Origin of the sequence: Shewanella bicestrii (genome assembly GCF_002216875.1) — a bacterium.
Lineage (GTDB): Bacteria > Pseudomonadota > Gammaproteobacteria > Enterobacterales > Shewanellaceae > Shewanella > Shewanella seohaensis.
Window position 1 is genome coordinate 1,919,255 of record NZ_CP022358.1, and the last position, 26,002, is coordinate 1,945,256.

Annotated in this window: 23 protein-coding genes; 15 read left to right on the forward strand and 8 right to left on the reverse strand. The window is 47.9% G+C overall.

All coding sequences use genetic code 11. From position 1 onward, the window contains the following. Positions 1-33: 33 nt before the first annotated feature. From CF168_RS08410 to CF168_RS08445, 8 genes are all read left to right on the forward strand, one after another. Complete coding sequence (locus CF168_RS08410; protein ID WP_089067577.1) at positions 34-2,232, forward strand: TonB-dependent receptor; 2,199 nt, start codon at positions 34-36, stop codon at positions 2,230-2,232. A gap of 95 nt (positions 2,233-2,327) precedes the next feature. Continuing rightward, entirely contained in the window at positions 2,328-2,588 is a 261-nt protein-coding gene (locus CF168_RS08415) for a YkoF family thiamine/hydroxymethylpyrimidine-binding protein (RefSeq protein WP_011626476.1), read from the forward strand. 68 nt (positions 2,589-2,656) lie between these two features. Beyond that, complete coding sequence (gene pnuC, locus CF168_RS08420) at positions 2,657-3,322, forward strand: nicotinamide riboside transporter PnuC (protein WP_089067578.1); 666 nt, start codon at positions 2,657-2,659, stop codon at positions 3,320-3,322. Between the two features lie 90 nt (positions 3,323-3,412). Then, positions 3,413-4,684 carry a phosphotransferase gene (locus CF168_RS08425; protein WP_089067579.1) on the forward strand — a complete coding sequence of 424 codons (1,272 nt, stop codon included), beginning with the start codon at positions 3,413-3,415 and terminating at the stop codon, positions 4,682-4,684. 110 nt (positions 4,685-4,794) lie between these two features. Then, the gene (locus CF168_RS08430) at positions 4,795-5,667 is read left to right on the forward strand and encodes a DUF6279 family lipoprotein (protein WP_089067580.1); all 873 of its coding nucleotides are present in this window, start codon (positions 4,795-4,797) and stop codon (positions 5,665-5,667) included. A gap of 50 nt (positions 5,668-5,717) precedes the next feature. Next, a complete protein-coding gene (locus tag CF168_RS08435) occupies positions 5,718-6,311 on the forward strand; it encodes an HvfX family Cu-binding RiPP maturation protein (protein ID WP_089067581.1) in 594 nt (197 codons plus the stop codon). 128 nt (positions 6,312-6,439) lie between these two features. Then, positions 6,440-6,988 (forward strand): NAD(P)H nitroreductase, encoded by a 549-nt coding sequence (locus tag CF168_RS08440; RefSeq protein ID WP_011626471.1) that lies wholly within the window; start codon positions 6,440-6,442, stop codon positions 6,986-6,988. Positions 6,989-7,022: 34 nt separating this feature from the next. Further along, positions 7,023-7,520 carry a GNAT family N-acetyltransferase gene (locus CF168_RS08445; protein WP_167373603.1) on the forward strand — a complete coding sequence of 166 codons (498 nt, stop codon included), beginning with the start codon at positions 7,023-7,025 and terminating at the stop codon, positions 7,518-7,520. Positions 7,521-7,618: 98 nt separating this feature from the next. Here CF168_RS08445 and CF168_RS08450 read toward each other — a convergent pair whose 3' ends face one another. Further along, a complete protein-coding gene (locus CF168_RS08450; RefSeq protein WP_089067583.1) occupies positions 7,619-9,847 on the reverse strand; it encodes a M3 family metallopeptidase in 2,229 nt (742 codons plus the stop codon). A gap of 273 nt (positions 9,848-10,120) precedes the next feature. Here CF168_RS08450 and CF168_RS08455 point away from each other — a divergent pair, with 273 nt between their 5' ends. Both CF168_RS08455 and CF168_RS08465 read left to right on the forward strand, forming a co-directional pair. Continuing rightward, positions 10,121-11,722, forward strand: a complete 1,602-nt coding sequence (locus CF168_RS08455) for a dipeptidase (protein WP_089067584.1) — start codon at positions 10,121-10,123, stop codon at positions 11,720-11,722. Between the two features lie 818 nt (positions 11,723-12,540). Next, a complete protein-coding gene (locus CF168_RS08465) occupies positions 12,541-12,897 on the forward strand; it encodes a hypothetical protein (protein ID WP_089067585.1) in 357 nt (118 codons plus the stop codon). Positions 12,898-13,182: 285 nt separating this feature from the next. Here the strand turns inward: CF168_RS08465 and CF168_RS08470 are convergent, their stop codons facing one another. Then, positions 13,183-13,410, reverse strand: a complete 228-nt coding sequence (locus tag CF168_RS08470) for a hypothetical protein (RefSeq protein ID WP_240520073.1) — start codon at positions 13,408-13,410, stop codon at positions 13,183-13,185. Between the two features lie 470 nt (positions 13,411-13,880). Further along, positions 13,881-15,620 carry a gamma-glutamyltransferase gene (gene ggt / locus CF168_RS08475; RefSeq protein WP_089067586.1) on the reverse strand — a complete coding sequence of 580 codons (1,740 nt, stop codon included), beginning with the start codon at positions 15,618-15,620 and terminating at the stop codon, positions 13,881-13,883. Between the two features lie 109 nt (positions 15,621-15,729). Here ggt and CF168_RS08480 point away from each other — a divergent pair, with 109 nt between their 5' ends. Next, positions 15,730-16,995: a GNAT family N-acetyltransferase gene (locus tag CF168_RS08480; protein WP_089067587.1), complete on the forward strand. Its 1,266-nt coding sequence runs from the start codon at positions 15,730-15,732 to the stop codon at positions 16,993-16,995. A gap of 112 nt (positions 16,996-17,107) precedes the next feature. On the opposite strand, the gene CF168_RS08485 is transcribed toward CF168_RS08480, so the two are convergent. Continuing rightward, on the reverse strand, positions 17,108-17,731 hold the full coding sequence (locus CF168_RS08485; protein ID WP_011717405.1) for a LysE family translocator: 624 nt from the start codon (positions 17,729-17,731) through the stop codon (positions 17,108-17,110). A 307-nt stretch (positions 17,732-18,038) separates the two neighbouring features. On the opposite strand from CF168_RS08485, the gene CF168_RS08490 reads away from it, so the two are divergent. Then, positions 18,039-18,602 carry a sugar O-acetyltransferase gene (locus tag CF168_RS08490; protein ID WP_089067588.1) on the forward strand — a complete coding sequence of 188 codons (564 nt, stop codon included), beginning with the start codon at positions 18,039-18,041 and terminating at the stop codon, positions 18,600-18,602. Positions 18,603-18,782: 180 nt separating this feature from the next. Then, positions 18,783-20,186, forward strand: a complete 1,404-nt coding sequence (locus CF168_RS08495) for a GGDEF domain-containing protein (RefSeq protein WP_089067589.1) — start codon at positions 18,783-18,785, stop codon at positions 20,184-20,186. 196 nt (positions 20,187-20,382) lie between these two features. Here CF168_RS08495 and hppD read toward each other — a convergent pair whose 3' ends face one another. Together hppD and CF168_RS08505 are read right to left on the reverse strand one after the other, a co-directional pair. Next, the gene (gene hppD, locus CF168_RS08500; protein ID WP_011623053.1) at positions 20,383-21,423 is read right to left on the reverse strand and encodes a 4-hydroxyphenylpyruvate dioxygenase; all 1,041 of its coding nucleotides are present in this window, start codon (positions 21,421-21,423) and stop codon (positions 20,383-20,385) included. 113 nt (positions 21,424-21,536) lie between these two features. Continuing rightward, on the reverse strand, positions 21,537-22,697 hold the full coding sequence (locus CF168_RS08505; RefSeq protein ID WP_089067590.1) for a homogentisate 1,2-dioxygenase: 1,161 nt from the start codon (positions 22,695-22,697) through the stop codon (positions 21,537-21,539). A gap of 214 nt (positions 22,698-22,911) precedes the next feature. On the opposite strand from CF168_RS08505, the gene CF168_RS08510 reads away from it, so the two are divergent. Beyond that, a complete protein-coding gene (locus CF168_RS08510) occupies positions 22,912-23,826 on the forward strand; it encodes a LysR family transcriptional regulator (RefSeq protein ID WP_089067591.1) in 915 nt (304 codons plus the stop codon). A 160-nt stretch (positions 23,827-23,986) separates the two neighbouring features. Beyond that, positions 23,987-24,781, forward strand: a complete 795-nt coding sequence (locus tag CF168_RS08515; protein WP_089067592.1) for a TIGR00266 family protein — start codon at positions 23,987-23,989, stop codon at positions 24,779-24,781. A 66-nt stretch (positions 24,782-24,847) separates the two neighbouring features. On the opposite strand, the gene CF168_RS08520 is transcribed toward CF168_RS08515, so the two are convergent. Next, positions 24,848-25,180 carry a hypothetical protein gene (locus CF168_RS08520; protein ID WP_011623049.1) on the reverse strand — a complete coding sequence of 111 codons (333 nt, stop codon included), beginning with the start codon at positions 25,178-25,180 and terminating at the stop codon, positions 24,848-24,850. A gap of 346 nt (positions 25,181-25,526) precedes the next feature. Further along, the gene (locus CF168_RS08525; RefSeq protein WP_089067593.1) at positions 25,527-25,988 is read right to left on the reverse strand and encodes an EVE domain-containing protein; all 462 of its coding nucleotides are present in this window, start codon (positions 25,986-25,988) and stop codon (positions 25,527-25,529) included. Positions 25,989-26,002: the final 14 nt, after the last annotated feature.

Below are 26,002 nucleotides of genomic sequence, written 5' to 3' on the forward strand. Positions count from 1 at the left end.
GTTGCCGGATCTCAAACATGTATTTGAGGTCCTATGTCTAACAAAAAGTCTACCAAGAGTTCCACCTTCTCCTTATCCTTAACGCGTGCGCCATTAGCGCTGGCCATTTCGGCGGCGTTAAGCACGGCCGCATGGGCGCAAACCGATGCTATCGATAAACCTGAGCCTAGCAATGATATGGAAATCATGGTGGTGACTGCAGATTTTCGCAGTGCCAGCTTAGAGAAAATGCCATCGAGTATCACCGTTATCGATGCCCAGCAAATTCAAGATGAAAGTGCCCAGCACTTTGAAGACGTGATGAATTCCATCGCCAACTTTAACTGGTCGGGTGGCAGCTCACGTCCTAAGTATTTCCAGATCCGCGGTGTGGGTGAACAGGAACAATATCAAGGCGCGCCTAACTCATCTGTAGGTTATATCATTGATGATATTGATTTATCTGGTATCGGCATGGTGTCGAGCATGTACGATCTGCAGCAGGTCGAAGTGTTACGCGGCCCGCAGGGTACCCGCTATGGCGCCAATGCGTTAGCGGGCTTGATTTACCTTAAGAGCAATGATCCGACGGATGTGTTTGAACATGGCGCCGAGGTCTCTTTAGGCAATGACGATTTGCAAACCTTTAGCGGTTTTAGCTCAGGGCCGTTAACCGATTCGGGTAAATTGTTGTACCGCGTGTCGCTGCAGCAACATCAACAAAACGGTTATCGCGATAATCTCTATTTAAATAAAGAAGATACCAATGGTCGTGATGAATTTACTGGCCGCGCTAAATTACGCTGGTATGCCACCGATAATCTGCAACTCGATTTAACTCTGCTGCATGCTGATTTTGACAACGGCTACGATGCCTGGAGTTTAACCAACGATCCTAAACATACTATTTCGGATCAGCCGGGTGTCGATAGCCAGCGCACCACGGGCGCAGGATTTAAAGCAACTTACTCGGGCGCTGAGTCGTTTGAGTTAACCTCGCTGACTTCATTTGCCAATACCGATCACCATTATAGTTACGATGGCGATTGGGCTAACCCTGAATATTGGGCCTCCAAGCAATGTGAGGATGAGGGCAATCTCGCCCCTTGTCAGTACGATTACTTCTGGGACAAAACCGGTCAGCGTAAGACCTTATCCCAAGAGTTCCGCTTAAGCTCGACCGACCAAGGCCGTATTTTTGCCGGTTCAACCGACTGGTTACTTGGGGTTTATGCGATGAACCTTAAAGAAGATAACCAACTGTATTCTGAATATAATACTTGGCCCGATGAGGTATTAGATTCCGAATATGAAGCAACTAATTACGCCGTATTTGGTCAGCTGGATACGGATTTAGGTGCCGATTATGCCTTGTCTGTGGGGCTGCGTGTTGAGCGTCGCAATAGCCACTACTCAGACACTAACAATGACAATTTTGACCCGAGCGAAACCATGTGGGGCGGCCACATTGCGCTGAGCAAAGTACTGAATGAATCCCATAATGTGTACGCCCGTGTGGCGCGCGGTTACAAGGCGGGCGGTTTTAACATGACTTTGCCAGTCGAACTCAATGATAAAAAAGAGTTTGATACCGAAACCCTATACAACTACGAAATCGGTCTTAAATCCCATTGGTTTGAAGGGCTTATCGATACGAATCTGGCGCTGTTCTATATGGACAGACAGGATCAGCAAGTGGCCGCATCCCAGCAAGATCCTAACAAGCCACAACGCTTTATCCTCTACACTGAAAATGCGGGTAGCTCACACAACTACGGTGCCGAGTTGGACGCCACTTGGTATGCCACCGATAATCTCCAGTTTTACTCAAGCCTAGGTTGGTTAGAAACGGCGTACGGCGATTACCAGTATCAAGATAAATACGGTAGCGATGTGGATTTAACGGGCCGCGATTTGGCCCATTCACCACACTTAACCTACAGCTTAGGCGGCACCTATCGTGCGAACTCGGGTTGGTTTGCCAACGTCAACATGAGTGGTAAGAGTGAGTTTTACTACTCAGACAGCAACGACTCGCGCTCTGAGCCATACACCATTGTGAATGCGCGTTTAGGTTATGAGGCGAGTGCTTGGTCGGCGTATTTATGGGGCCGCAACCTGTTCGATGAAGAATATGGTGTGCGTGGTTTCTATTTTGGCAATGAGCCGGATAACGGCTGGGCGGAAAAGCAATATATCCGCTATGGCGACCCACGCCAAATTGGGGTCACATTAAACGTTAAGTTTATGTAATCCCTTGAGAATGATACATCAGATGTCAGGCTGTGCTCGCTTATTGCGTCACAGCCTGACGATTGCATTATTAGCATTTGACCTAAGGAGTGAAGATGAAACTCACCGCCGAAATTAGCATGTATCCCTTTAATGAAAATTATCTCGATCCGATCAAATGGTTTATCCATCGCTTGGATAGTTACCCCACAATTCAACGTGTTACCAATGCCATGGCGACGCAAGTGTGTGGCGACTATCAAGACGTGATGGCCATGCTCGCGACCGAGATGCAAGCCGCCCATGAAAAATGGGGCAAAGCGGTGTTTGTATGTAAGTTTATTGGTGGTGAGCTGAATTTAGCCCATAGCGAGTAACGCCCTGAGTTAACTTGAACGCTAAAGCGAAGTGGTTCAAGCAAGCGATATAGAGTGAGAGTAAGGCAATGACAGAATTATGGTTAACGCTGGTCAATAGTGTTAATGCGGCCCTAGGGGAAGTTCATGTGATGACCGCATGGGAAGCCTTAGCCGTGGTATTGGCCATGGCTTATTTGTTACTGGCCATGAAGGCAAGCGTTTGGTGCTGGGCAGCGGCATTTACCAGCACGGCCATTTACACTGTCTTATTTTGGAAAGTCGCACTGCTGATGGAGTCGGTGCTGAATATCTATTACATGGCCATGGCACTCTATGGTTACTGGCTCTGGACCCAAGGCGGCGACAAACATCAAGGGGTGAAAGTGACTACTTGGCCGCTGAAAACCCATTTAAAGCTGATTGTCGCGACTGGTATTGTCTCCCTTGGTGTTGGGCATGGGATGGCAACCTTTACCCAGGCTTCCTTTCCTTACCTCGATGCGGCGACCACTTGTTTTGCGGTGATGACGACCTATTTAGTCGCCAAAAAAGTGTTGGAAAATTGGCTGTATTGGGTGGTTATCGATCTGGTATCGATTTACCTTTACCTCAGCAAGGGACTGATGCTGACCTCCTTATTATTCGTGCTCTACGTTGGCCTAGCGGTTGTCGGCTATTTCCTGTGGCGCGCCGCCCTTGCCGATAGCCGCAATCCCCATATTGAGTCGAGCGCCGCAAAACTACTCGGCTAACGGTGGCAGATATCAATAGATGATGGCCAATATACAAGGGCTGCAAATGCCTAATACGCTATTTAACATGATTGTTGTGGTAAGCCGCTAATGCCGCCGATTATTGGGCTGCACAAGGATGCGCTGCTTGCGGTATTAGCGCAGGCAGGCCTTACTGATATCAGCCAAATCCAGCCGTTAGCGGATGGATTAAGTAACCACAACTATCATATCGAGACACCGACGGCGCATTATGTCTTGCGTGAAAACGCCGATGCCGCCGACAGCTTTTGTTCGCGGGAGCAAGAGTTGTTCTATTGGCGCCATCTTGCCAAGGCAAAGCTTGCTCCCGAGTTGCTGTGGGTGAGTGGCGATCAGCGTTATTACCTAAGCGAGTTTATCTTTGCGCAATCTCTCCCAAGCCTTCCTATAGCATCTCAGTTTGCGCCGCTGATGGAGGATATTGAGGGCAGGGCAAATCTGCTTACCGAAGAGCCTATTGCGGCAAGTGGTATTGATCGACTTGATAACCTAGTGTCACGCGAGCCAAGTATGGCATCAGGTTATCAAGAACTGAGCTTGCCAAACTTAAGCCGGCCAAACTTAAGCTCGAAAGAATTAAGCTGGAAAGAACTAAGCTGGAAAGAACTAGAGTCTCAATGCAGTGCAACGACCTTTTGCCAAGGCGAAACGCACATTGAGGCTTGGTTGCAATCTCATGCCGATATCAAGGGCGCAGCAGACAAGCTGACTTGGTATCCGTCCGAACGGTTCCCCTTATTGGAAGCCATAACGCCGAATTGCGCCCACAGCCTGTTACTGCAATTGCTGCAACAGCTTCGCGAGCAAGCGACTGGGCCGTACCACATCAGTATCACTGAGCAATGGCAGGAATATCACACGCAGTTGTTAGCCTTTGCCGCAGCGGATAAGGGGGAGGCGTGGCAGAGCCGATTGGCGCAATTGCTCAGCATTCAAAGGCCGATCCATGGCTGGACGGCAACCTTAGCCGATTGTTTAGTCAAACCGCAGTTTTGCCATCGCGACTTAAATCCCCATAATCTGCTGCTTAAAGATAACCAGTTGTATTGCATCGATTTTGAGTATACAACCGCTTCCCATCCACTGTGTGAACTGGCCGTTGTACTCGCCACGCATCAATTAACGCCCGCGCAGCGGCATCTGTTAGTGCGACAGTATCTGGCAGGACACCCCGGTTTAACCTCGGATGCCATCAAGGCGATACCCGCTGCCATCGAGATGTATTGGGTGTTTGCCGTGTATTGGGCATTATTAATGGCGGCGCACACCCATGGCGAGCGGCAGCAGGAATACTTCGACTGGTTCGATCAATTCTGGCCACTTATCAGCCACGTATCTTAAGTATTTTGTTTCTCACTGCCACTGCTTGCTAATGGTTGTTGTGTTAAAAAAATAAACTTTCTATTAACCTCAGTGTCATAGGATGACCAAGGCTGAACGGATGCAAATTGATGAAAAAAGGTGTGTTGTTACTGGTGTTGCTGTTTGGCTTAACGGCCTGCTCGACCAAATTTAGTTATCATTTTTTCGACTGGGCCATAGGTTGGGAGCTGGATGACTATGTCAGCCTTGATAAAAACCAGCAAAAGGTCGTCGATGGGCTTATCGACAAGTTTGTACTTTGGCACCAATCCGAAGAACTCGGCCATTATGTGGCGCAGCTAACCGAAGTTGAGCAGCAGATCCAAACCAATACCTTAACTCCCGCATTGTGGGCCGAGCACGTCACACTCGCCAAACGGCATTGGTTTCGGTTATTTGAGTTTGCACTGCCAGAAATGTTGCCGATCATCTCATCATTAACCGATGAACAGGTGAAGCAAATTCTTGCCCAGTCGCGAAAAGACGAGCAGGAATTGATTAAGGAATTTGCCGGTAAAACCCCCGAGCAGTTACAGCAAGAGGCCGATGAGAATCTTATTGAGCAATTTGATGACTGGCTGGGTAGCGTAACGGATGAGCAAAAAACGCTTATTCATCAATATAACCAGCAGCGACTGTCGACCTTAGATATGTGGCTCGATTACCGCCACGAATGGCTGCGCCAATTTGAGGTTGCCCTTGGGCAGCGCAGCGATATTCCGCTGTTGACCGAACGATTGACCCTGCTGATGACGCGCCCTGACGAGCTAAAGTCGGAAAAACACCGCGCCATTTTAAGGCAAAACACCGAAGCATTCGGCGGCTTGTTACTCACGATCAATGCCAGTCTGTCAGCGAAACAGTCCAAGCATTTTTATAAAAAGCTGAACAAGCTTATTCAGGATCTTCGTGAATTAAATCAAGAGGGGATCGAAAAAGTGGCAAAAGCCACGAAAGATTAATCCCAATGCCAAGGTCTATTGGGCAACTCCATCTAATTCTGAGATTGCCCATGTCCCTTGTTGACCTGTATCAAAAATTCCTCAATTTTAGCCGTTATGGTGAGGGGCTTGCCCCCTTAGCCCTTAGGCTTTATCTCGCGCCAGTGCTAATGCAGGCTGGTTATAATAAACTCGCACACTTTGAAGACACTGTGGCTTGGTTTGCTAATCCCGATTGGGGATTGGGTTTACCTATGCCGACGTTAATGGCTGCCTTGGCGGCGGGCACTGAGTTTTTTGGCGCGTTTTTGTTACTCGTTGGCTTAGCGACGCGGCTGATTTCTATCCCTTTGATGATAACCATGCTGGTGGCGGCGTTTACTGTGCATTGGCCTAATGGTTGGTTGGCGATTGCCGATGGCAGTTCATGGCTCGCCAATGAGCGGGTGCTCGATGCGGGTGATAAGCTGGATAAGGCCAAATCCCTGTTGCAGGAATACGGCAATTACGATTGGTTGACCAGTTCGGGTAACTTGGTGGTGCTAAATAATGGTATTGAGTTCGCGGCGACCTATTTTATTATGCTGCTGGCACTCTTTAGCCTAGGAGGCGGGCGTTATACCAGTCTCGATTACTTTATCGCGAAGCGTTATAACGTAAAGTAAACCAAGTGACTCTGCTTGCAACACTTTCAATCCCACCTTTGCGTGGGATTTTTTGTACCTCTTTAGCCGCAATTTGCTATGCTTGAGCCAATTTACACGCACCTATTTTTCAGAACAGGGATAATCATTTGGACGCTATCGAACTTTTACTCACCCGCCAATCCACCCCAAGATTAACCGCGCCAGCGCCCAATGAGCATGAGCTTAAAATCATTTTAGATGCGGCGATTCGAGTGCCAGATCATGGCGCCTTAGCACCGTGGGAATTTATTATTGCCACAGGCCAAGGGTTAGACACCTTAGCAGATATCTATGTCAACGCGGCCAAAGCCAGCGGCGCCGATGAAGATTTTATCAATAAAGCCAAAGGGATGCCGATGCGCGCTCCTATGGTGATTACCGTTGTGGCGAAAACCCAACAGCACCCTAAAGTGCCAGTGCTTGAGCAGCAAATCGCTGCGGGCTGCGCCACGATGGCGATGCAGCAAGCGGCATTCGCGCTGGGATTAGGCGCTGTGTGGCGCACCGGGGATTTTGCCTTCGACGCCAACGTGAATGCGGCATTAGGCTTAGCGCCAGAGGATCAAATCGTCGGCTTTTTATACGTGGGCACCCCAGCGGTAGCGGCACCGAAAAAACCGCAAAAGGATGGCAGCCAGTACGCTCGCTACCTATAACCTAGTTTATCCCCTCTGAATGGGAGTCCTTAGTATGCAAGTTGCCCACACCCCAAGATTGCTGCTTCGGCAGTTAACGCCCGATGATGCGTCATTTATTTTGGTCTTACTCAACACCCAAGGATTTATCGACAATATCGGTGATAAGGGCGTGCGTAGTTTGCAAGATGCCAAGGACTATATCGCCAATGGACCCGCGATTAGCTATCGCGAGCATGGTTTTGGCTTGTTTGCCGTGGTGCTGGCCGAAAATGGTTTTCCGATTGGCATTTGTGGCCTGATTAAACGGCCGACGCTGGCGGACGTGGACTTAGGCTATGCCTTTTTGCCGCAGTATTGGGGTAAAGGTTATGCGTTTGAAGCTGCTAAGGCCTCACTGGAGTTCGGTAAAACCATAGGGATTGAACGGATTGTCGCGATCGTCAGCCCGCATAATCAGGCCTCTAAGTCGCTGCTGAATAAATTAGGCATGTCGTTTGAAACCCAGTTGCAGCTTACCCCTAACGATGCGCCGGTGGAGCTGTTCAGCTAAGCAGTGGTTTTATGTGCGAGTGAGTGCGTTTACGCGCAATAAAATGGGGAGCTTAGCTCCCCATTTTTATCTGTTCGCTTTTCCCCATAGGGATGCGATTACTCCGCTAACAGACCACGACTACGTAGCAGTGGCTCAATGCCAGCTTCTTTACCACGGAAGTTTTTATACATCAGCATAGGGTCATCACTGCCACCCTTAGACAAGATGTTGTTACGGAAGGCATCGGCCGTCGCTTTATCGAAAATGCCATTTTCTTTAAAGGCTTCGAAGGCATCGGCACCTAAAATATCAGACCAGAGGTAGCTGTAGTAACCAGCAGAATAACCTCCCGCGAAGATATGCGAGAAGTAAGTGCTGCGGTAACGTGGGCTGATCTCATTAATCAATCCCATGGCAGCTAAGGAGTCGGCCTCAAACTTGGCGGCATCCTTAGGCGTGGTATCGGTTAGAGTGTGCCAATCTAAATCGAGCTTAGTGGCGGCCATATATTCAACGGTCGCAAAGCCTTGGTTGAATTTGTTGGCGGCTTGGATTTTTTTCACCAGTTCCTGCGGGATCACTTCACCAGTTTTGTAGTGCTTCGCAAATTGCGCGAGCACTTCAGGCTGAGTCATCCAGTTTTCGTTGACCTGTGAAGGGAACTCTACATAGTCGCGAGGTACTGCCGTTCCGCCTTGTGAGCGATATTCGACATTGGATAACATGCCGTGCAGCGCATGGCCAAACTCATGGAACAGGGTGCTGGCTTCATCGAAGGTGAGTAACGCTGGCTCATTACCCGCTGGGCGAGGGTAGTTCAACACGTTGACAATAATGGGTTTCGAATCGACACCGTTCATATGGTATTGCTTACGGAACGAGTTCATCCAAGCGCCGCCGCGTTTGCTATCACGGGTAAAATAGTCGCCCATAAAGATGGCCATAAGTTTGCCGTCTTTATCGTACACTTCCCAAGTACGTACTTCTGGGTTGTATTTAGGTAAGTCGGTACGTTCTTTAAAGGTTAAACCATAGAGGCGATTGGCCGTGTAGAACACGCCTTTTAAAGTGCTGTCGAGGGAGAAGTAAGGTCGAGTTTGCTGCTCGTTAAAGCTGTACTTCGCAACACGGATTTTGTCTGCGTAGTAATCCCAATCCCAAGCTTGCAGCTTAAACTTGCCGCCTTGGCTATCGATTAACGCCTGCATATCCGCAACTTCGGCCTTGGCTTGGGCAAGGGCTGCTGGCCAGACTTTATTGAGTAAGCCATAGACATTTTCTGGTGTCTTGGCGGTGCGTTCTTCTAACACGAAATCCGCATGGGTTTTATAGCCCATGAGCTGCGCACGTTCGGCGCGCAGTGCGGCAATTTTTGCCAGAATGACTTTGTTATCATTGTCATTATTGTTGTTACCGCGCTCGATATAACCCTTATAGAGCTTTTCGCGTAGTGCGCGATTATCGGCATAGGTTAAAAACGGCGTGATAGAAGGGCGTGATGTGGTAAATACCCATTTGCCTTCATGACCACGCTTTTTCGCGGTTTCGGCGGCAGTGGCAATCACATCGGCGGGTAAACCAGACAGGTCAGCTTGCTTATCAATCACTAGTTCGAAGGCATTAGTTTCGGCTAACAGATTGTCACCAAAGGCTAAATTAAGCTTGCCGATTTCTTCATTCAGGGCGCGCAGCTTGGTTTTATCCTGCTCGCTGAGGTTAGCACCGCCACGGGTGAACGACTTATAGGTGTCTTCCAATAATTTGGCCTGCGCCGTGTTGAGCTTTAGGCTGCCTTTGCTGTCGTAAACGGCTTTAACACGTTGAAATAGTTTATCGTTCAATAAGATATCGTCTTCGGCAGACGATAACATTGGCGAGACTTCCTTGGAGATCGCTTGAAGCTCAGGAGTAGTATCAGCGCCAGTTAAATTAAAGAAGACGTTGGATACGCGGGTGACGAGATCGCCCGAAAACTCCATCGCTTCGATGGTATTGGCGAAGGTAGGCTTGTCTTTGTTATCGACAATCGCTTGAATTTCTTCGTGTTGCTGGGCGATACCTGCCTTAAATGCAGGGAGGAAATGCTCGGGCTTAATCTTGTCGAAGGCCGGAATTTCCATAAATGTACCATAGGGTTTAAAGAATGGGTTGCTGGCATTTTGGCTGATGATTTGCGCCGACATGGCATTCGGTGCGACTGTCGCCTGCGCCGCAGTATCGCTGTGCTGTGCACTGCAGCCACTTAAGGCGAGGGCGAGTGTGATGGCGCTAAAGGTCAGTTTAATAGCGCCTGGTTTGAGTGTGCGCGCGTTAAGGGCCTGTGATTTTAGGCTTAGTCCCTTCATGTCAATTCCCCGTTAGGTGATTATTATTCTGTTGGATTAATGGTACTGCAGACCATTAATGTTATTTTAAGGTGACTGTTTAGCATGTATCCGACTAAGGGTTCCATCGATTTTGTGTTTTGTTTGTAACAAATGGTTAGTCTGCGGTTTTTAACGGAAGAACTATGGCAAACTGAGCCGCGCACTAAGGCAATATTGGGCAAAGGATAAAGCCATTGCTTGGGTGCGTTTTTATGTAAGTCCCTAATCATACAAATAATAAATAGGACCTCTATGGAATTGCCTCAGTTTAACTATACGAGCCTTTGTCGTCGTTTTTCTTATTCCCTATTAGCCGCTGCGCTGTGGACATCGACGCAAGCTGCAGCGTCGCCAATCACGCTTAGCCAAGATGCGCTTAAGGTGGCCGATTATGCGGTGAGCACCTATGACGCGCAGATGGTTAAGAGTCTGGCGCATTTAATCAGTTTTAATACCCAAGCGGTGGAAGGGCAGACACCCGATACCAACCCTGCCTTTATTGGTTTTAAGTCGAGTTTAAAAAGCTTGAGCCAAGAACTCGGGCTCGATTATGCCGATCACGGTTATGTGGTGCTGATTGGCCTCGATGCCAATGTTGTCGATGCCCAGCGCTCACAGGTTGAGAAATTGGGCATCGTCACCCATGGCGATGTGCAACCCGCCAATCCCGCGCTCTGGGCCAAAAGCCCCTATGTGCTGGATACCGAGTCTGAACCTGGCAAGCTGATAGGTCGCGGCACCGAAGATGATAAAGGCGCAATTGTCACCGCCATGTATGCGATGAAGGCCATCAAAGATAAACAACTCAAACGGGAAAAACGCATTGAGCTGTTGGTGTATTTAGCCGAAGAGTCCGATTGGGATCCACTAAAGGCTTTTTTAGCCCATTACACCCCAGCGCAGATGAATATCACTATAGATGCCGAGTATCCTGTGGTCACCGCCGAAAAGGGTTGGAGTAAGATTGGCTTTACTGTGCCGAATATCGAGTCAACGCAGAAGCAGTGGACTGCTGCGAATGTCCCGAGCTTAACGGCATTCTCAGGCGGCTATTTTGCTAGCCAAGTGCCACAGCAAGCCGAGGCGCAAATACATGCCATCACCCCAAGCTTGTTTGAAAAATTACAAACTAGCGCCACCAACCAGCAGGGGATGAAGTATCGATTCGAGCGCACTTGCGAGCAGGCCGTGTGCGACTTGCATATTTTTGCCGACGGTAAGGCGGCCCATTCCTCCACGCCAGAAGATGGGGTGAATGCTGTGACGCATTTGGCAGCGTTACTGCAGCCATATACTTGGCCTAAAACCACGGCGGCTTTAACCGTCGCCGCCATGAATGAGTTAGTGGGGTTGGGGATTTATGCCGAGCAGTTTGGCGAGCTGGCCTATAAAGATGATTTTATGGGTGCTTTAACGCTGGCTCCCACTGTCGTTGCGCAAACGAGTAAAGGGACGGAAGTCACCATTAATTTACGTCGTCCAGTGGGCAAAACGCCTGAGTTACTCTCAGCCCAAGCCAAGGATGCGCTGAACAAATGGCAAGCTGAGCATCAAGTGACACTCATCGACGTAGAAAGTTATTGGGGCGAGCCTATGGTGATGAAAGATGCACCGCATCAGCAGACCTTACTCGATGTATTTGCCCACTTTACCGGCATAGCTTCACCCAAACCTGTGGCCATTGGCGGCTCAACCAACAGTAAATTATTTCCCAATGCCTTAAGTTTTGGCCCCGCCATGCCGGGCGTGGAATACACAGGCCATACGGAGAAAGAATTTATTACCCATAAACAGTTTATGCTGAATCTGAAAATGTACACCGCCGCCTTTATTGAGCTAACCGCTGTAAAATAGTGCGTTTTCAATTGTGATTAATTGAAGTTATGGGTGAAATACACAAGAAGGTGAAAGGCGCTGAGTTCACGCCAAGACTCATCGGTTTATAAGATAATGGCGGCTAATCCGAAATAGCCGCCATTACTATTTAATCGTTAAAACAAGATAACAACAGTTCATCTGGCTAAAAGCTTTTTGCCCCATTCCTTGTTTGGATCTTTAGCTCGAACGAAAATTCCCACACCTGCTGCCATACATATTCTTATATATTTGCCTATGTTCGGCCTTACCAGAAATGACATAACAATGTATGGGTATACAGTCATATTTAAATTTAGATATTTGGTGGTGTTATGAATACAAAATCAGTGTACATTAATTAAATCAGTAACCAATAAAATTACATAAAATCAATTAACTATGTTAGTCAAATTTTAATTAATAGGTTTGAAAAACGCGTATGCGCACTAATAAAATATTTTTTGCCGCCGAATCAATCAGATAGGTTGTTATCACTGTGTATTATCACAGTTAATTTGCATAGTACCAAACAGTCTGGCGAAGTTTGAATTTTTCAGGCACGCTTGAAGCGTTCGCGTTGCTGATGAAGCGAGCTTGCACGCAGGCACCGCAAGCCTGCCTCAAGTAAGGCACAAACTTCCACGCACAACTGGACGAGTGGTCATCAGTTATCACATAGTATGCCAGCAGGGCATTGACCTTAAGTTCAGCGTGTCCAGCCCTCAAAAAACAATACGCTACAACGGATGCGTGACCGCACCTTTGAGCAAAAATCGTTAGGTGCCCGGTTGTTTTTAACTATAAGGAAGTAAAATATGAAATATTTAATCGCACTATTATTCGCAGTCAGTGTTTCCGCATTTGCAGAAACTGACTCCTATCAAATTAAAAGTTCATATGACGTTGGCAGTGGCGAACTAGAAGGCGATATCACCTTTCTAATTGATAACGGCAAAGAAGCTAACTTCTCTATGGATTACATAGAAAGCTTTAAAGTGGCGGTACAAAAACAAACTGAAAACCAAGTATTGGTTTCATTCAATTTTACTGCGGACACAACTGAAAACCAGTATCAAACAGATGCCCAAGTACTAATTGATTTAAACAAAGAGGTAGAATTAAAGTTTGGGAATGATTTGTTTCGTTTTTTCATAAGCAAGAAAGGCACCTAACAAATCAAGCAAGAGGGACGCCGTAACCGGCGCCCCTTCTTGTGAGGCGTTAACCCATAGAAATTTTAATCCGAAATTCACTAATCCTAGCTAAAAGTCTAACGCGAAAATGTCCCAAAGTGAGTCAAGTATTTTCTTTAGAATCGACATCTGAAAATGACAGTTGAAACTAACACAATCCCAACAGTCTCTTGATGAGTGCTACTAACTAAAAGCGTATCGCGGCTATATGTTCGCTCTAAATTAACTGTTGAAATAAATCTAGGTCGGTTAACCGCATTTTAGCTAGAGCAGGCTATTTCCTTGGGGCATGCTTGGGGTTGTGATGTCGGCTTTTAGCACTAAGACAATCAAGAAAATAACACCCAATAACGGAAACAATCCCAATACTGCACCTAGCATCCCTGTGAGCTTAGGGGTCGTGGTCTTTTTGCGACCGAGCGAATAACTCAACAAGCCGAAAAACATCATGCTAGCTAAGAGCAATAGCAAAATCAGCGATACTATTGACACAATAAATTCCTTTTCAATTTGTATGTTAGAGCAGGATACTATAGAGCGAGTTAATGCTGAGTCAATCCATTCCCCTCCAGAAAGACATTCAGTTACATTTTATCTTTTTCATTGAGTAAACCACGTTAAAGCTAAACTCACTTTACTTGTTTGATGGCTTAGCATCTGTTCTGCTTGCAGTTTCGTGTTGGGATAGCGGTATTATCATCTTGATATTGCCACCGTAGCGCGGTCGAAGATGGTAAAGACTGAATGGTGTGACTGGGCTAGGCTTTTATCTCAAAGAGTAAAAAGCCCTGCGTATACAGTGGTGTATAGCAGGGCTTGTTGAACCGGCTAATTCTTCCTGAACGATTCTATATCGCGGCTTAGCTTGAATGCTGAATATCGAGCAGCTTTGTGCTTTGCCTTATCACTCCAATCGATGGCTTCCTTGCCTTTATACATATCACTAGTATGCCAATCAGTGATTAGTAACCGACGGCTTCGCTACCCGAATGGCGTGGGTCTGAGGCACCAAAAATCCCTTGGTCTGTCACCATGATGGATTGTGTGCTGCCCATGGCCGATTGCACTTTCACTTTATGGCCTTTGGCTTCGAGTAACGAAATAGTATCGCGGTTCAGGCTGCTTTCGACTCGCAGTTCATCGGGTAGCCATTGGTGGTGTACTCGCGCGGCATTGCTGGCTTCAGCAATGTTTAAGCCGTGATCAATCACATTCATAATGATTTGCAGCGTGGTGGTAATGATGCGTGAACCGCCAGGGCTGCCTGTAACTAAGAAAGGTTTGCCGTCTTTCATCACTATGGTTGGACTCATTGAACTCAACGGACGTTTATTACCTTCCACCGCGTTGGCATCGCCACCCACTAGGCCATAACCGTTAGGCGTGCCGGGTTTTGCGGAGAAATCATCCATTTCGTTATTGAGTAAAATGCCCGTACCTTTGGCGACTAAACCCGAGCCGTAGCTGAAGTTTAAGGTGTAAGTGTTAGACACCGCATTGCCCCATTTATCGACCACCGAGAAGTGGGTGGTTTGGTCACTCTCATAGGGCGCTAGATTACCGGGTTTGATTTCGGTGCTGGGCGTGGTTTTGTTTAGCGCAATTTGGCTGGCGATTTTTTGGGCGTAGTCCTTATTGGTTAACTGCTTGACGGGCACCTTATAAAAATCGGGATCGCCTAAGTATTCGCTGCGATCGGCGTAGGCATGCTTCATGGTTTCGGCCATCACATGAATGGTTTGCGCCGTGTTATGGCCAAATTGATCGATAGGGAACTGCTGCAGTACATTGAGCATTTCGATAATGTGCACGCCGCCCGAGGATGGTGGTGGCATAGAAACCACCTCATATCCACGGTATTGACCGCGAACCGGCTCACGCTCGACGGCCTTATAGTGTTGTAAATCCGCTAAGGTCATGATGCCACCAGCGTCTTGCACGGCCTTAACCAGTTTTTCTGCAGTTTCACCTTCATAGAACCCTTTGGTGCCTTTCTCGGCGATAAGTTGCAGAGAGTGGGCAAGTTCTGGCTGTTTTAAAATATCATCTACTTGGTAGTCGCTACCGTCGGCCTTATAGAAGATGGCTGCCGTGCTGGGCCATTGGCTCATTCGGCGCTTTAAGCCTGCAAGGGATACCGCTAGATCTGGGGTCACGCTAATGCCTTCCTGCGCCATTTTGATGGCGGGCGCTGTGACTTGCGCCATGGTCATAGTGCCATATTTTTCAAGGGCTAAACTCATGCCCATCACAGTGCCTGGGACGCCGACAGCCAGACCATGTTCACGGCTTAATTTAGTTACCGCATCGCCATTCTCATCGAGGAATATGTCTTTTTTCGCCTTTGATGGCGCCATTTCACGGTAATCGATGGCGATGGTTTTGTTTTCTTTGGCCAGATGGACAAGCATAAAGCCACCGCCACCAATATTGCCCGCGCGGGGGAGCGTGACGGCTAAACTGAATGCGACCGCCACCGCAGCATCGACGGCATTACCGCCTTGCTTCAAAATTTCGATGCCAGTGCGGCTGGCCAGCGCTTCTTGGCTGGCGACCATACCATGTTTTGCCCATACGGGTTGTGCCGTGGCCATTTGGCTGAAAATCGAAGGCTCTTCGGCATGGAGAGTGGGCGAAGACAACAAAGGCAGTGCCATGGCGATGGCGAGAATAAGAGGTCTAAAAGTTCCTGCGCGGCGCATATTCAATCCTGAATTTATTTTCATTTTGGCTATGCAATGTGCCGAGAATTAGGCTTAATTGCAACCTTGGATCTTTGCTTAGTGTGTTTAACGGATAAGAATTCAACGAATGAGACAACTGATATTGGCCTTTGCCAGCGCGGCGCAGAGTATTGACGCTAACAGCTGGGACCGATTGATGGGGACGGACAATCCCTTCTGCCAGCATGACTATTTACTCAGCTTAGAGCAGAGCTTGTCAGCCTGTGCCGCGACGGGTTGGCGGCCACATCATTTATGTGTGTTCGACGCCACTGGCAGTGAATTTGCACAAGAATTAGCGCCAGATGCCGTCTTTATTAGCCAAAAAGATGCCGCAGATTTTATGGATTTACCCCTGCTGGCAGTGATGCCGCTTTATCAAAAATCCCACTCCTACGGCGAATATGTGTTTGATTGGGCATGGGCGCAGGCCTATGAGCGCCATGGTTTTGAATATTATCCTAAATTGTTAAATGCCATTCCGTTTACACCAGTTCAGGGGCGGCGGTTGGGGCTATCGCCTACGCTTTTGGCAGAGGATGCGCAGCAGCTAAGCCGCGCCGTATTTACGTGCTTAAATGAGCAATTAGTGAACGCGGATGCGCCTATGTCCTCTTGGCATTGCTTATTTGTCTCGCCTTCGCAGCAAACGCTATTTGCTGAGGCATCCAATCCCACTTCCCTTAAGCGTTTAAGCACCCAGTTCCATTGGCATAATCGTGGCTATGCAGATTTTGACGCCTTTTTAGCGGCGCTCACCTCCCGTAAGCGTAAAAACATCCTTAAGGAGCGTGCCCAGCTAGAGCCCTATGGTTTGCACTATGAGTTTGTCGCGGGAGCGGATATTAGCCGTGAGCAATGGCAGCATTTTATTGAATGTTATCAATTAACCTACCTTAAGCGCTCCGGCCATCGTGGCTATTTAACGCCAACATTTTTTAACATGATTGCCGAGCGGTTGGCTGAGCAAATTGTCTTGCTCGTCGTAAGTGATGCGAAAGGGCAGATGTTAGCGGGCGCGCTATATTTTACGGGCCGCAACGAGCAAGGGCAGACATGTCTGTTTGGTCGTTACTGGGGCAGTATTGTCGAGCTTGAGGGATTACACTTTGAGGCCTGTTATTATCAGGGCATTGAATACTGCATCGCCCATGGTATTGATATCTTTGATGCAGGCGCTCAGGGCGAACATAAAGTGCTGCGCGGCTTCGAGCCTGTGGCGCTTTATTCCTACCACAATATTGCTCATCCCGACTTTAAGCGAGCCATAGCGCATTTTACCGAGGAGGAAGCTGCACAAATGGAAGTGTATATGCAGCAGATGCGCGAGGTGTTGCCCTATAAAAAGGGCTAATAACCACCATAAACGTAGAGCGTCGCGTCAACAAATACGCTGGCGCGACGCGAATGGGTTTACACAAAAGAGTGATGTACTAAACACATATCACTCAAGACAGCATGTTTAACTAGCTCACCGCTAACCAGATGCCAACGCCAATCATAAGGCTGCCGGCGATACGATTTAGCCAACGAATATTATCGCCGCGACTTAAAAATATTCTCAGACTCTTACCGCCACTGGCGTAGGCCAACATAGAAGTAAATTCTGTCACCATAATAATGCTAAGTAGGGCTAGGAGTTGCGGCGCAACCTCGCGCTCGGCATTAATAAATGGCGGTAATAGCGACACCATAAACGCCCAACCCTTAGGGTTAGCAATGGCGGTAATAAACCCCTGTGAAATCAGCGTAAAGTTACTGGCTCTTGGGTTAGTGTCATCATCGCTAAGCATGGCCATCTTACCTCGTGCGCGCCACATCTGCACGCCGATATAGCCTAAGTAAATGCCACCAACCCATTTAAATACCTGAAAAACCGCAGGGTAGTTAAGCATGATACTCGCCACCCCCATGACCGCAGCGGTAGCGACCAAGGCCACACCCACAAGCTCGCCGAGCATCATCCACAGGGTACGACGCACACCAATGCTCATCCCAAGCGTCATGGCGAGTGTCATACACATACCGGGGGTGATAGAAACAAAGAAAAAGGTCGGGATAAACACAGCGAGTAAGGCAAAATCTGGCATGGTCTAAACGGTCTACTAGAAGAGTGAAGGAACGCTAGTGTAATGAAAATGAGAGAGTTAGCCAATCGGCTAAATTGCACTCTGGCAAAATCGCTGACTCGCCCAGCATCCTGTCAAATCGGCCTGAATGAGCGGGGCTAATTTTCATCGTGTTTCAAGGCATTGTTTGCTGACGTTAGCTTGGTTGGATGTAAAACCGTACAGCAATTGATGCAAAAAAAGCATCGGATTTGTTGTTGCGCTTGAATTATTGATAGTCGATTGTTAGGGTTGCGTCATTATAACAAGGGTTAAATGTTGAACTTAGATGACAGAAAAGCAAAAAATGTTGGCGGGGGAAGCCTATCAAGCCTCAGATGAAACCTTAGTCGCCGAAAGAATGCGGGCTAAATTACTCTGTCATCGATTTAATCATGCCGATCCCACCCAGCTTGAGGCGCGCATGGCCCACTTGCGTGAGCTACTCAATGTGCCTAGTTGTGCCCATATCGAGCCTAACTTCTTTTGTGATTACGGTTATAACATCCAAATTGGCCAGCAATTTTATGCGAATCACAACCTAACCATACTCGACGTTTGTCAGGTCACGATTGGCAACCATGTGATGTTTGGGCCCAATGTACTGATTTCTACCGCGACCCATCCTATTGACCCCATTGCTCGTCTTACAACAGAATTTGGTAAGCCTATTCATATTGGTCACCATGTGTGGCTCGGCGGTAATGTCAGTGTATTGCCCGGTGTCACCATTGGCGATAACTGCGTGATTGGCGCGGGCAGTGTGGTGAATAAAGATATTCCAGCCAATAGTGTGGCTGTGGGTAATCCTTGCAGGGTGATTAAGCAAATCACTGCACCTAATGCGGACTGAAGATCAATCGTACTGGTTTTTTTAGGTCGCAGGGCTTTTGGTCGCTGAGGTTAAAGCCGCCACAAAGTTTATATATAAACTTGGTTGTACTGCCATTTAATGCACATGGCATAAGCTTTAATAGCGACCCAATAAACCGTTTAATTTTATGCGTTAGCGCTCTTTGAGGTTGATTACCGATTGAAGACACTTTTTTCGCCATTACTGCCAGCAAGACAAAGCCATATCGCACTGCTGTGCGCAGGCATTATCTATTGGCTAACCGGCGCCTTAGGCCAAACGTTATTTAGCTTACAACCTGAGAATATCACCCTGATTTGGCTGCCCTCCGGCATTGCCTTGGTGATGTTACTTATGTGGGGGCGTAAGGCATTGGTGCTGATATTCCTCGGCAGTTTTACCTTAAATTTTCAAGGCATGTTGCAACAGGATTCCCTCGGCCTTTCGCTGCTGCATACTTCGATTGCCGCGTTAAGCGATATGCTCGCGCCTGCGATGTCGATGTTATTACTCAGACGCTTCTTGCCGCAGGGTACGGGAAGTGCGAATGACTTGATGAAGTTTGTGGTGGTCGCAGGCATCATCCCCATTTTCGGTTCCAGCGCATTGTTATCCGCTAACTTAGTGCTTGGCGGTTATATTTTTCCCAGCGCGTTTTGGAGTATGGGGCAAATGTTTTTCTTTGCCGATATTCTGGGAATAGTATTGGTGTATCAGCTATATGCAGGATGGGTGGAACCCAATGCGCTGAGCATAGCCAAAACCCGCCATATCCTTCTGCCCTTGATTGGCTTGCCACTGTTTTGTTTGGTGGGGGTTAAGTTCGATCTGGGCTGGTTGTTTTATGTGATCCTGCCGCTATTGGTTGTGCTCTCCTTTGAGGTCACGCGCTTTTATCTCGCACTGTTTAGCAGCGCCTCCATGCTGTTTATGATTTTAGCGACAGCTCAGGGTTATGGTCCGTTTATCAATGCCACGCCGTATCAAACCAATGCGGAGATGATGGCTTTTGTGTTGTCATCGGCATTAACCATTTTTGGGGTGTCGTTACAGCGGGCACAGCTGCGCCGAACCGAGAGAGATAAGCAGACCGCGGTGCAAGAGGCGCTCTATGATCCCTTGTCGGGGCTACTGAATCGCCGCGGCTTTATGCCACAGCTGACAAATCTTAACGGCCCGACAGTGCGTTATTCGGTCGCTATGTTGGATCTCGATAACTTTAAGATGATTAACGACACCTATGGTCACAGTGTGGGCGATAGGGTTATCCAGCTGTTGGCGCAGTTGATACACCATCACAGCCGTAGCCAAGATATTGCCGCGCGCCTAGGCGGTGAAGAGTTCGCCCTTGTGCTTAGGGATATTGATGCTGAGCAGGTGTATCCCGTGCTTGAACGTATTCGAAAATCCTTTGCAGAGATGTCGATAGCAGCCGAGGAGCACACGATTTACTGCACTGTGAGCATTGGTTGGGTGGAGTATCAACAAGGTATCACTGGCGAGTCGTTGCTGCATTTGGCGGATAAGGCTTTGTATCAAGCCAAGGCAAAGGGCAAAAACACGATTGTAAAGTATCAAGCTTGAGAGCCATGCCAAGAGGCTCCGTTCGAATTAGCAATGCTCAAGCGTACCGTCAAGGGGCGATACTCAAAAGGCCATGTTGAAAGAAAATAATCGAAAGGCCATAAGCGAAGCGTGACAAACAGCGAGTCACGATAGGGCATAAAAAAACGGTACGCAGTGCGTACCGTTTTTGTTTCTTATGCATTAATGGTTGCGATTACAGCACGCCGCGGCGCATTTGGTCACGTTCAATCGATTGGAACAGGGCGGTGAAGTTACCTTCGCCAAAACCTAAGTTGTTCTTACGTTGAATGATTTCGATAAAAATCGGGCCAAACAGGTTTTTAGTGAAGATCTGCAATAAATAGCCTGACTCGTCGCCATCCACCAAAATTTGGTGATGCTTGATACGCTCACGGTTTTCGGTCACTTGTGGGACTTTATCGAAAATGGTGTCGTAATATTCGGGAATAATATCCAAGCATTGGATTGAGCTGCCTTCCATCGCATCCAAGGATTTGACGATATCACGACTTCTAAAGGCTAAGTGTTGTACGCCTGGACCATTGTATTCCTTCAGGTATTCATCGATTTGGTTCTTATCGTTGCCTTTACCTTCGTTAATTGGGATACAGAAGCTGCCATCGGGTGAGCGCAGGGCGTAAGACACCAGTGCGGTTTGTACGCCGCTGATGTCGAAGTAGCGCACTTCGGTAAAACCAAAGATGTTTTTGTAGAAGTTAGCCCAATGTTCCATGGTGCCTTTGTAGACGTTATTGGTTAAGTGGTCTACTTCGACAAAGCCTTTCTCTTGGGTGATCACAGGCTCACTTAAGTCTTCAAAGTCAGTGGCATAGATATTGTTGTCGGCCCCGAAGGTGTCGATAAAATAAATTAAGCTGTCACCAATACCATAAATGGCTGGATAAGGTAGATCCTTGGCCGAATCGGCCACGGCTTTGGCGCCGCGCTCTACCGCCACACGGTGAGCAAAGCTGGCATCTTCTACGCGCCAGCCCATAGAGCTAATGGCTGGGCCGTGGGATTTGGCAAATTCTGCCGAAAACCCTTCGCGCTCGTTGTTAAGCAGGAAGTTAATGTCATTTTGTTTGTAGTACAAAATGTCTTTATTTTTGGCTTTTTTCAGCAGTGAAAAACCAAAGTCGATAAACACTTTGTGCATAAAATCGCTGTCGGGGCTGGCAAATTCGGTAAATTCGATACCGAGTAAGCCCAGTGGATTGAGTTCGCTTGCCATGATCTGTTCCTCTTGATTAATTCAACACGCAGTCACTCTTTTTGCCTTGTTCGCTGTGGTGACTTACGGCTAGTCGGCTTAGTTGAGCCATTCACTCATGCTGCGGTGCAGCGTTAGTTTTCTAGCCAGGAGCGGTTGTAGTCTTTACTCATGCAATTTTGCACATGTTCGGTTAATTTCAGTGGGGCGAAGGTGTCCACCATCACTGCATATTCATAGGTTTCTTTTTTGCCAATCGAGGCTTCGGTGCGGCCGGGTTGTGGGCCGTGTGCCACCCCTTTTTGATGTAGGGTGATGTAACCGGCTTCAATTCCTGTACGACTCATAAAGTCGCCGTCGACGTAGTACAGCACTTCATCACTATCGATATTGTTGTGATAGTAAGGCGCAGGAATGGCGCGCTCGTGGAAGTCGTAAGGACGCGGCACAAAGTTACACACCACAAAGTTGTGGGCGGTAAACACTAAGTGATCCGAAGGCGGTAAGTGAATTTTGCCGACTTTAGGCGCGTATTCGGTGATGTTAAATGCCCAGGGGTAAACACAGCCGTCCCAACCCACTAAATCAAAGGGATGCCACTCTAAGGTGGTCAGTTGGTACTTATCACCGAATTTACATACCAGCGGGAAGGCGCCACGCTCAACCACGGCATCTTGCAATACGGGCGTACGTAAATCGCGCTCACAGTAGGGGGCTGACTCGAGTAATTGACCGTATTCATTACGGAAATGCTTTGGCACTTCCACCATTGAAAAAGCTTCAATCACGAATAAGCGCACATTACTGTAATCGTTAAATTTGAGCTGATGTGTGGTGCCGCGTGGGATCACTAAGTAGTCCCATTTTTTAATCTCTAGGGTGCCATATTCACTGTAGAGCGTACCTTCACCTTCGTGCACAAACACCACTTCATCGGCGTAGGCATTGCGGTAAAACTCCGGCGTGTCTTGAGTCACTTTTGCGGTGTAAATAGCCACATCATTGTTATAAAAGATTTTATTGCGGGCACTAAAGAAGTTGCCTTCACGATCAGCCGTGCGAGAGTCCAATTTATAGTTTTGGACTAATGAATCTTCCCATTGGGCACCATGACCGAGGCGGTAGGGCGCCACTTCTAATGCCTTAGTCGGCATATTGTGGTGATATTTATTCGAGTAAATATTGGAAAAACCATGGGTTGAAAACAGCTCCTCACGGTATAGCTCGCCGTTTTCTTTCTCAAATGCGATATGGCGCTTATGGGGGACTTGGCCTTGTTTCACATAAAATGGCATGGTGATTCCTTCAAAGTTGCGCTGCAGGCTTGCCTACACCGCGAGTCGTTATGCTGCAAGTTGCATTAGTGTGATCTTCTTATCAATTTAGTTGCTTGAATGAACAAAAAAAAGAATAATAAATCTGTTATCTCCATCTAAAAATTAGATGGTATTAACTGCTTTACGCTTCGTAGCGTTTCCGTGACATGTTAATGAGAGCCTAGGAGTCCCCATGCGCATCGATATTGATGCTTTTAATGTGCTGCAAGTGTTAGTGGAAGAGGGCAGTTTTGCTAAGGCTGCCGAGCGGTTGCATAAGGCGCAATCGGCGGTGAGTTATCAGGTCAAAAAGCTAGAGGAACATTTAGGTGTGCAGCTTTTTAGCCGTGACCAATACCGCGCCGAGCTGACGAGTGAAGGGCGGGTGATCTTGGCTGAGGGGCAAAGACTGTTACAACACCTTGCGAATATTGAACATCTTGCCAGTCGTTTCAGTGAAGGTTGGGAGCCGAAGCTTGAGTTAGTGATCGATGGTGCCTTGCCGATGGAGCCGATTATGACGGCACTTAAACGGATGGCAGAGCATCAAATTCCGACAAAAATTCAGCTCAATATGGAGTTTCTCGGCGGTGTGCAGCATAGATTCGAGCGTGATAATGCGGATCTGATGTTGGTTAAAGACTACCGCACTGGCCCCTATTATCACCCACAGCCACTCCCTGCGATAACCAGTGTGCTGGTGACGAGCGCTTCACATCCTCTGGCTCAGCAAAAACACATCAGTTTGCCCGAGTTACAGCAACATGTTGAGCTGACCATCGAAGATTCCTCCCCCAATAAGACCTATCGAGATGAGCTGCAATTTGGCGGCGACAAAGTATTCTATCTTTCTGGTTTTATTATGAAAAAGAACGCGTTATTAAAAGGACTCGGTTTTGGTTGGTTGCCAGATTTTCTGGTGCAAGAGGAGTTATTGAGTGGCGAGCTTGTGGAGGTCGACTTTGTCGGTGGCAGTCGTTATACCTTTACTCCCCAATTAGTCTCGACCCTTGAGCGCCCCTTGGGCCGTGCTGGCAAACTCTTTACCGAATTAATCCTAGAGGAATTTGCTAAAGCAGGGCAGTTTAACGGGGTGGGCTTTGGTTAATCCTCTGCGACTTGTCATGTTTTGAAACAACTTACTGGCGCAGACTTGGGATAAAAATGATCGCCTTTTGACATTTTATGTCATAAAGTGAGTCCAATATCGTGGCACTGATGATTTCTGCTCGCCACATTTAATTGACTGACAGAGTAAGGGGAATTGTATGTCTAGACGTTGCCATGAAGTGGACTATGAGATTATCGGTCACAGCATGCAGTTGGTTGAAGTCGAGCTCGACCCGCATGAAACGGTGATCGCCGAAGCCGGCGCGATGAATTATCTAGAGCAAGATATTAGCTTCGAGGCCAAAATGGGTGATGGCTCCGAGCCTGAATCTGGCTTTTTTGGCAAGTTGATGGGGGCGGGTAAACGTGTGCTGACGGGTGAAAGCATCTTTATGACGCACTTTACAAACCTTGGACATCAGAAACGTAAAGTGGCGTTTGCCGCGCCCTATCCTGGGACGATTTTAGCTCTCGATCTTGCCCAATATGGCGGAGAACTGATTTGCCAAAAAGACAGCTTCCTCGCTGCTGCCCTTGGGACGCGAGTAAGCATGAAGTTTAATCGCCGCCTAGGCACAGGCTTTTTTGGCGGTGAAGGTTTTATTCTTCAAAGCTTACAGGGTGATGGCATGGCGTTTATTCATGCGGGCGGCACCTTAATAAAGAAAGAACTCAAAGGCGAAACCTTACGTGTCGACACAGGTTGTTTAGTCGGTTTTACCCCAGGGATTAATTACGATATCGAGCGGTCTGGCTCATTGAAGTCGATGGTGTTTGGCGGAGAAGGGCTGTTTTTAGCGACCTTAAAGGGCCATGGCACTGTGTGGCTGCAGAGTCTACCATTCTCGCGGATGGCGGATCGCATTATCGCTCACGCTCCCTCCGCTGGTGGTAGTGACCGCGGTGAAGGTTCAGTCCTCGGCGGGCTTGGCCGCATGCTCGACGGGCGCTAACCCTAAAAGCAAAATGCGCACACTTAACGGGTTAAGTGTGCGCAGGAAGCTGTTTGTAAATTCAGATCAATAGGTGACCACATTGATGATATCGAGGATCTTACGGCTCTTTTCATCAAGCTTGATGATGGAGCCTTCGACTTCAATGCTGATTCTGCCGTCTCTGTCGATGGGGACTACAACGCGGCCGCGGTCATAAATATCGTAATCTAGGATATCGCCACGACGCAGTTTTTTCTGCCATCCAGGAGGGAGAGGCTGTCCCTTATCGACTTTCTTTTGTAGACCAGGGGGCAGATCTTTGTCCTTCTTATCATTATCGTGCTTTGCAAAAGCCGCTATCGGGGCGACCAGACTGAGTACGACTCCACCTATCAGTGTTGCTGTTAATTTATTCATACTAGCTCCCTTAGGGAATAATGAGGTTGTTGTGCGTCAATCTAGGGCGTGTTGACGTTTCAGGGTTATTTTTGCAGCAGTGTGGCTGGCTTTTATGCAAGGCAAAGTCCGTGCAGTGTAGTTATTCTACATAAACGGACGATAACGCGGCAGAAACGCCAGCCAAATGCTGCCCGAAGGGTTCGCTAGGCAAGCCCTTGCTCTTTGTCACTCGTCATTTGAGTAGAATAACTACACTTCATTCCTCGTTTCGCGAGCACGTGCTTGCCAGAACGAACAAAATCTAATCTCGAAACGTCAGCACGCCCTAGTTTAGCTTAAATGAACTTTAGCTGAATATGTGCCCTTAGCGGGCGAGCATAAGCACGGCTTGCCATTGTTCTTCGGTTACAGGTTGAATGCTCAGCCTAGAACCTTTAGAGACTAAGTACATATCGGCCAGTTGCGGCAAACTTTTGATCAAACTTAAGGGGATGATTTCCTTAAATTTTTTGACGAAACGAATATCTACCCTTAACCATCGAGGCTGCTGTGGATCGGACTTAGGATCAAAATACTTTGATTCGGGGTCAAAGGCCGAGCTGTCAGGATAGGCATTGGTCACGACTTCGGCAATGCCGACGATGCCGGGGACTTTGCAACTTGAGTGGTAAAAGAAGACTTGATCGCCAATTTGCATCGCATCTCGCATAAAGTTACGTGCTTGGTAGTTACGGATCCCAAACCAGGCTTCGGTTTGATTGGGGCAAGCCTTAAGATCGTCGATACTAAATTCGTCGGGTTCCGATTTCATAAGCCAGTAGTTCATCTTTTATCCTTTAC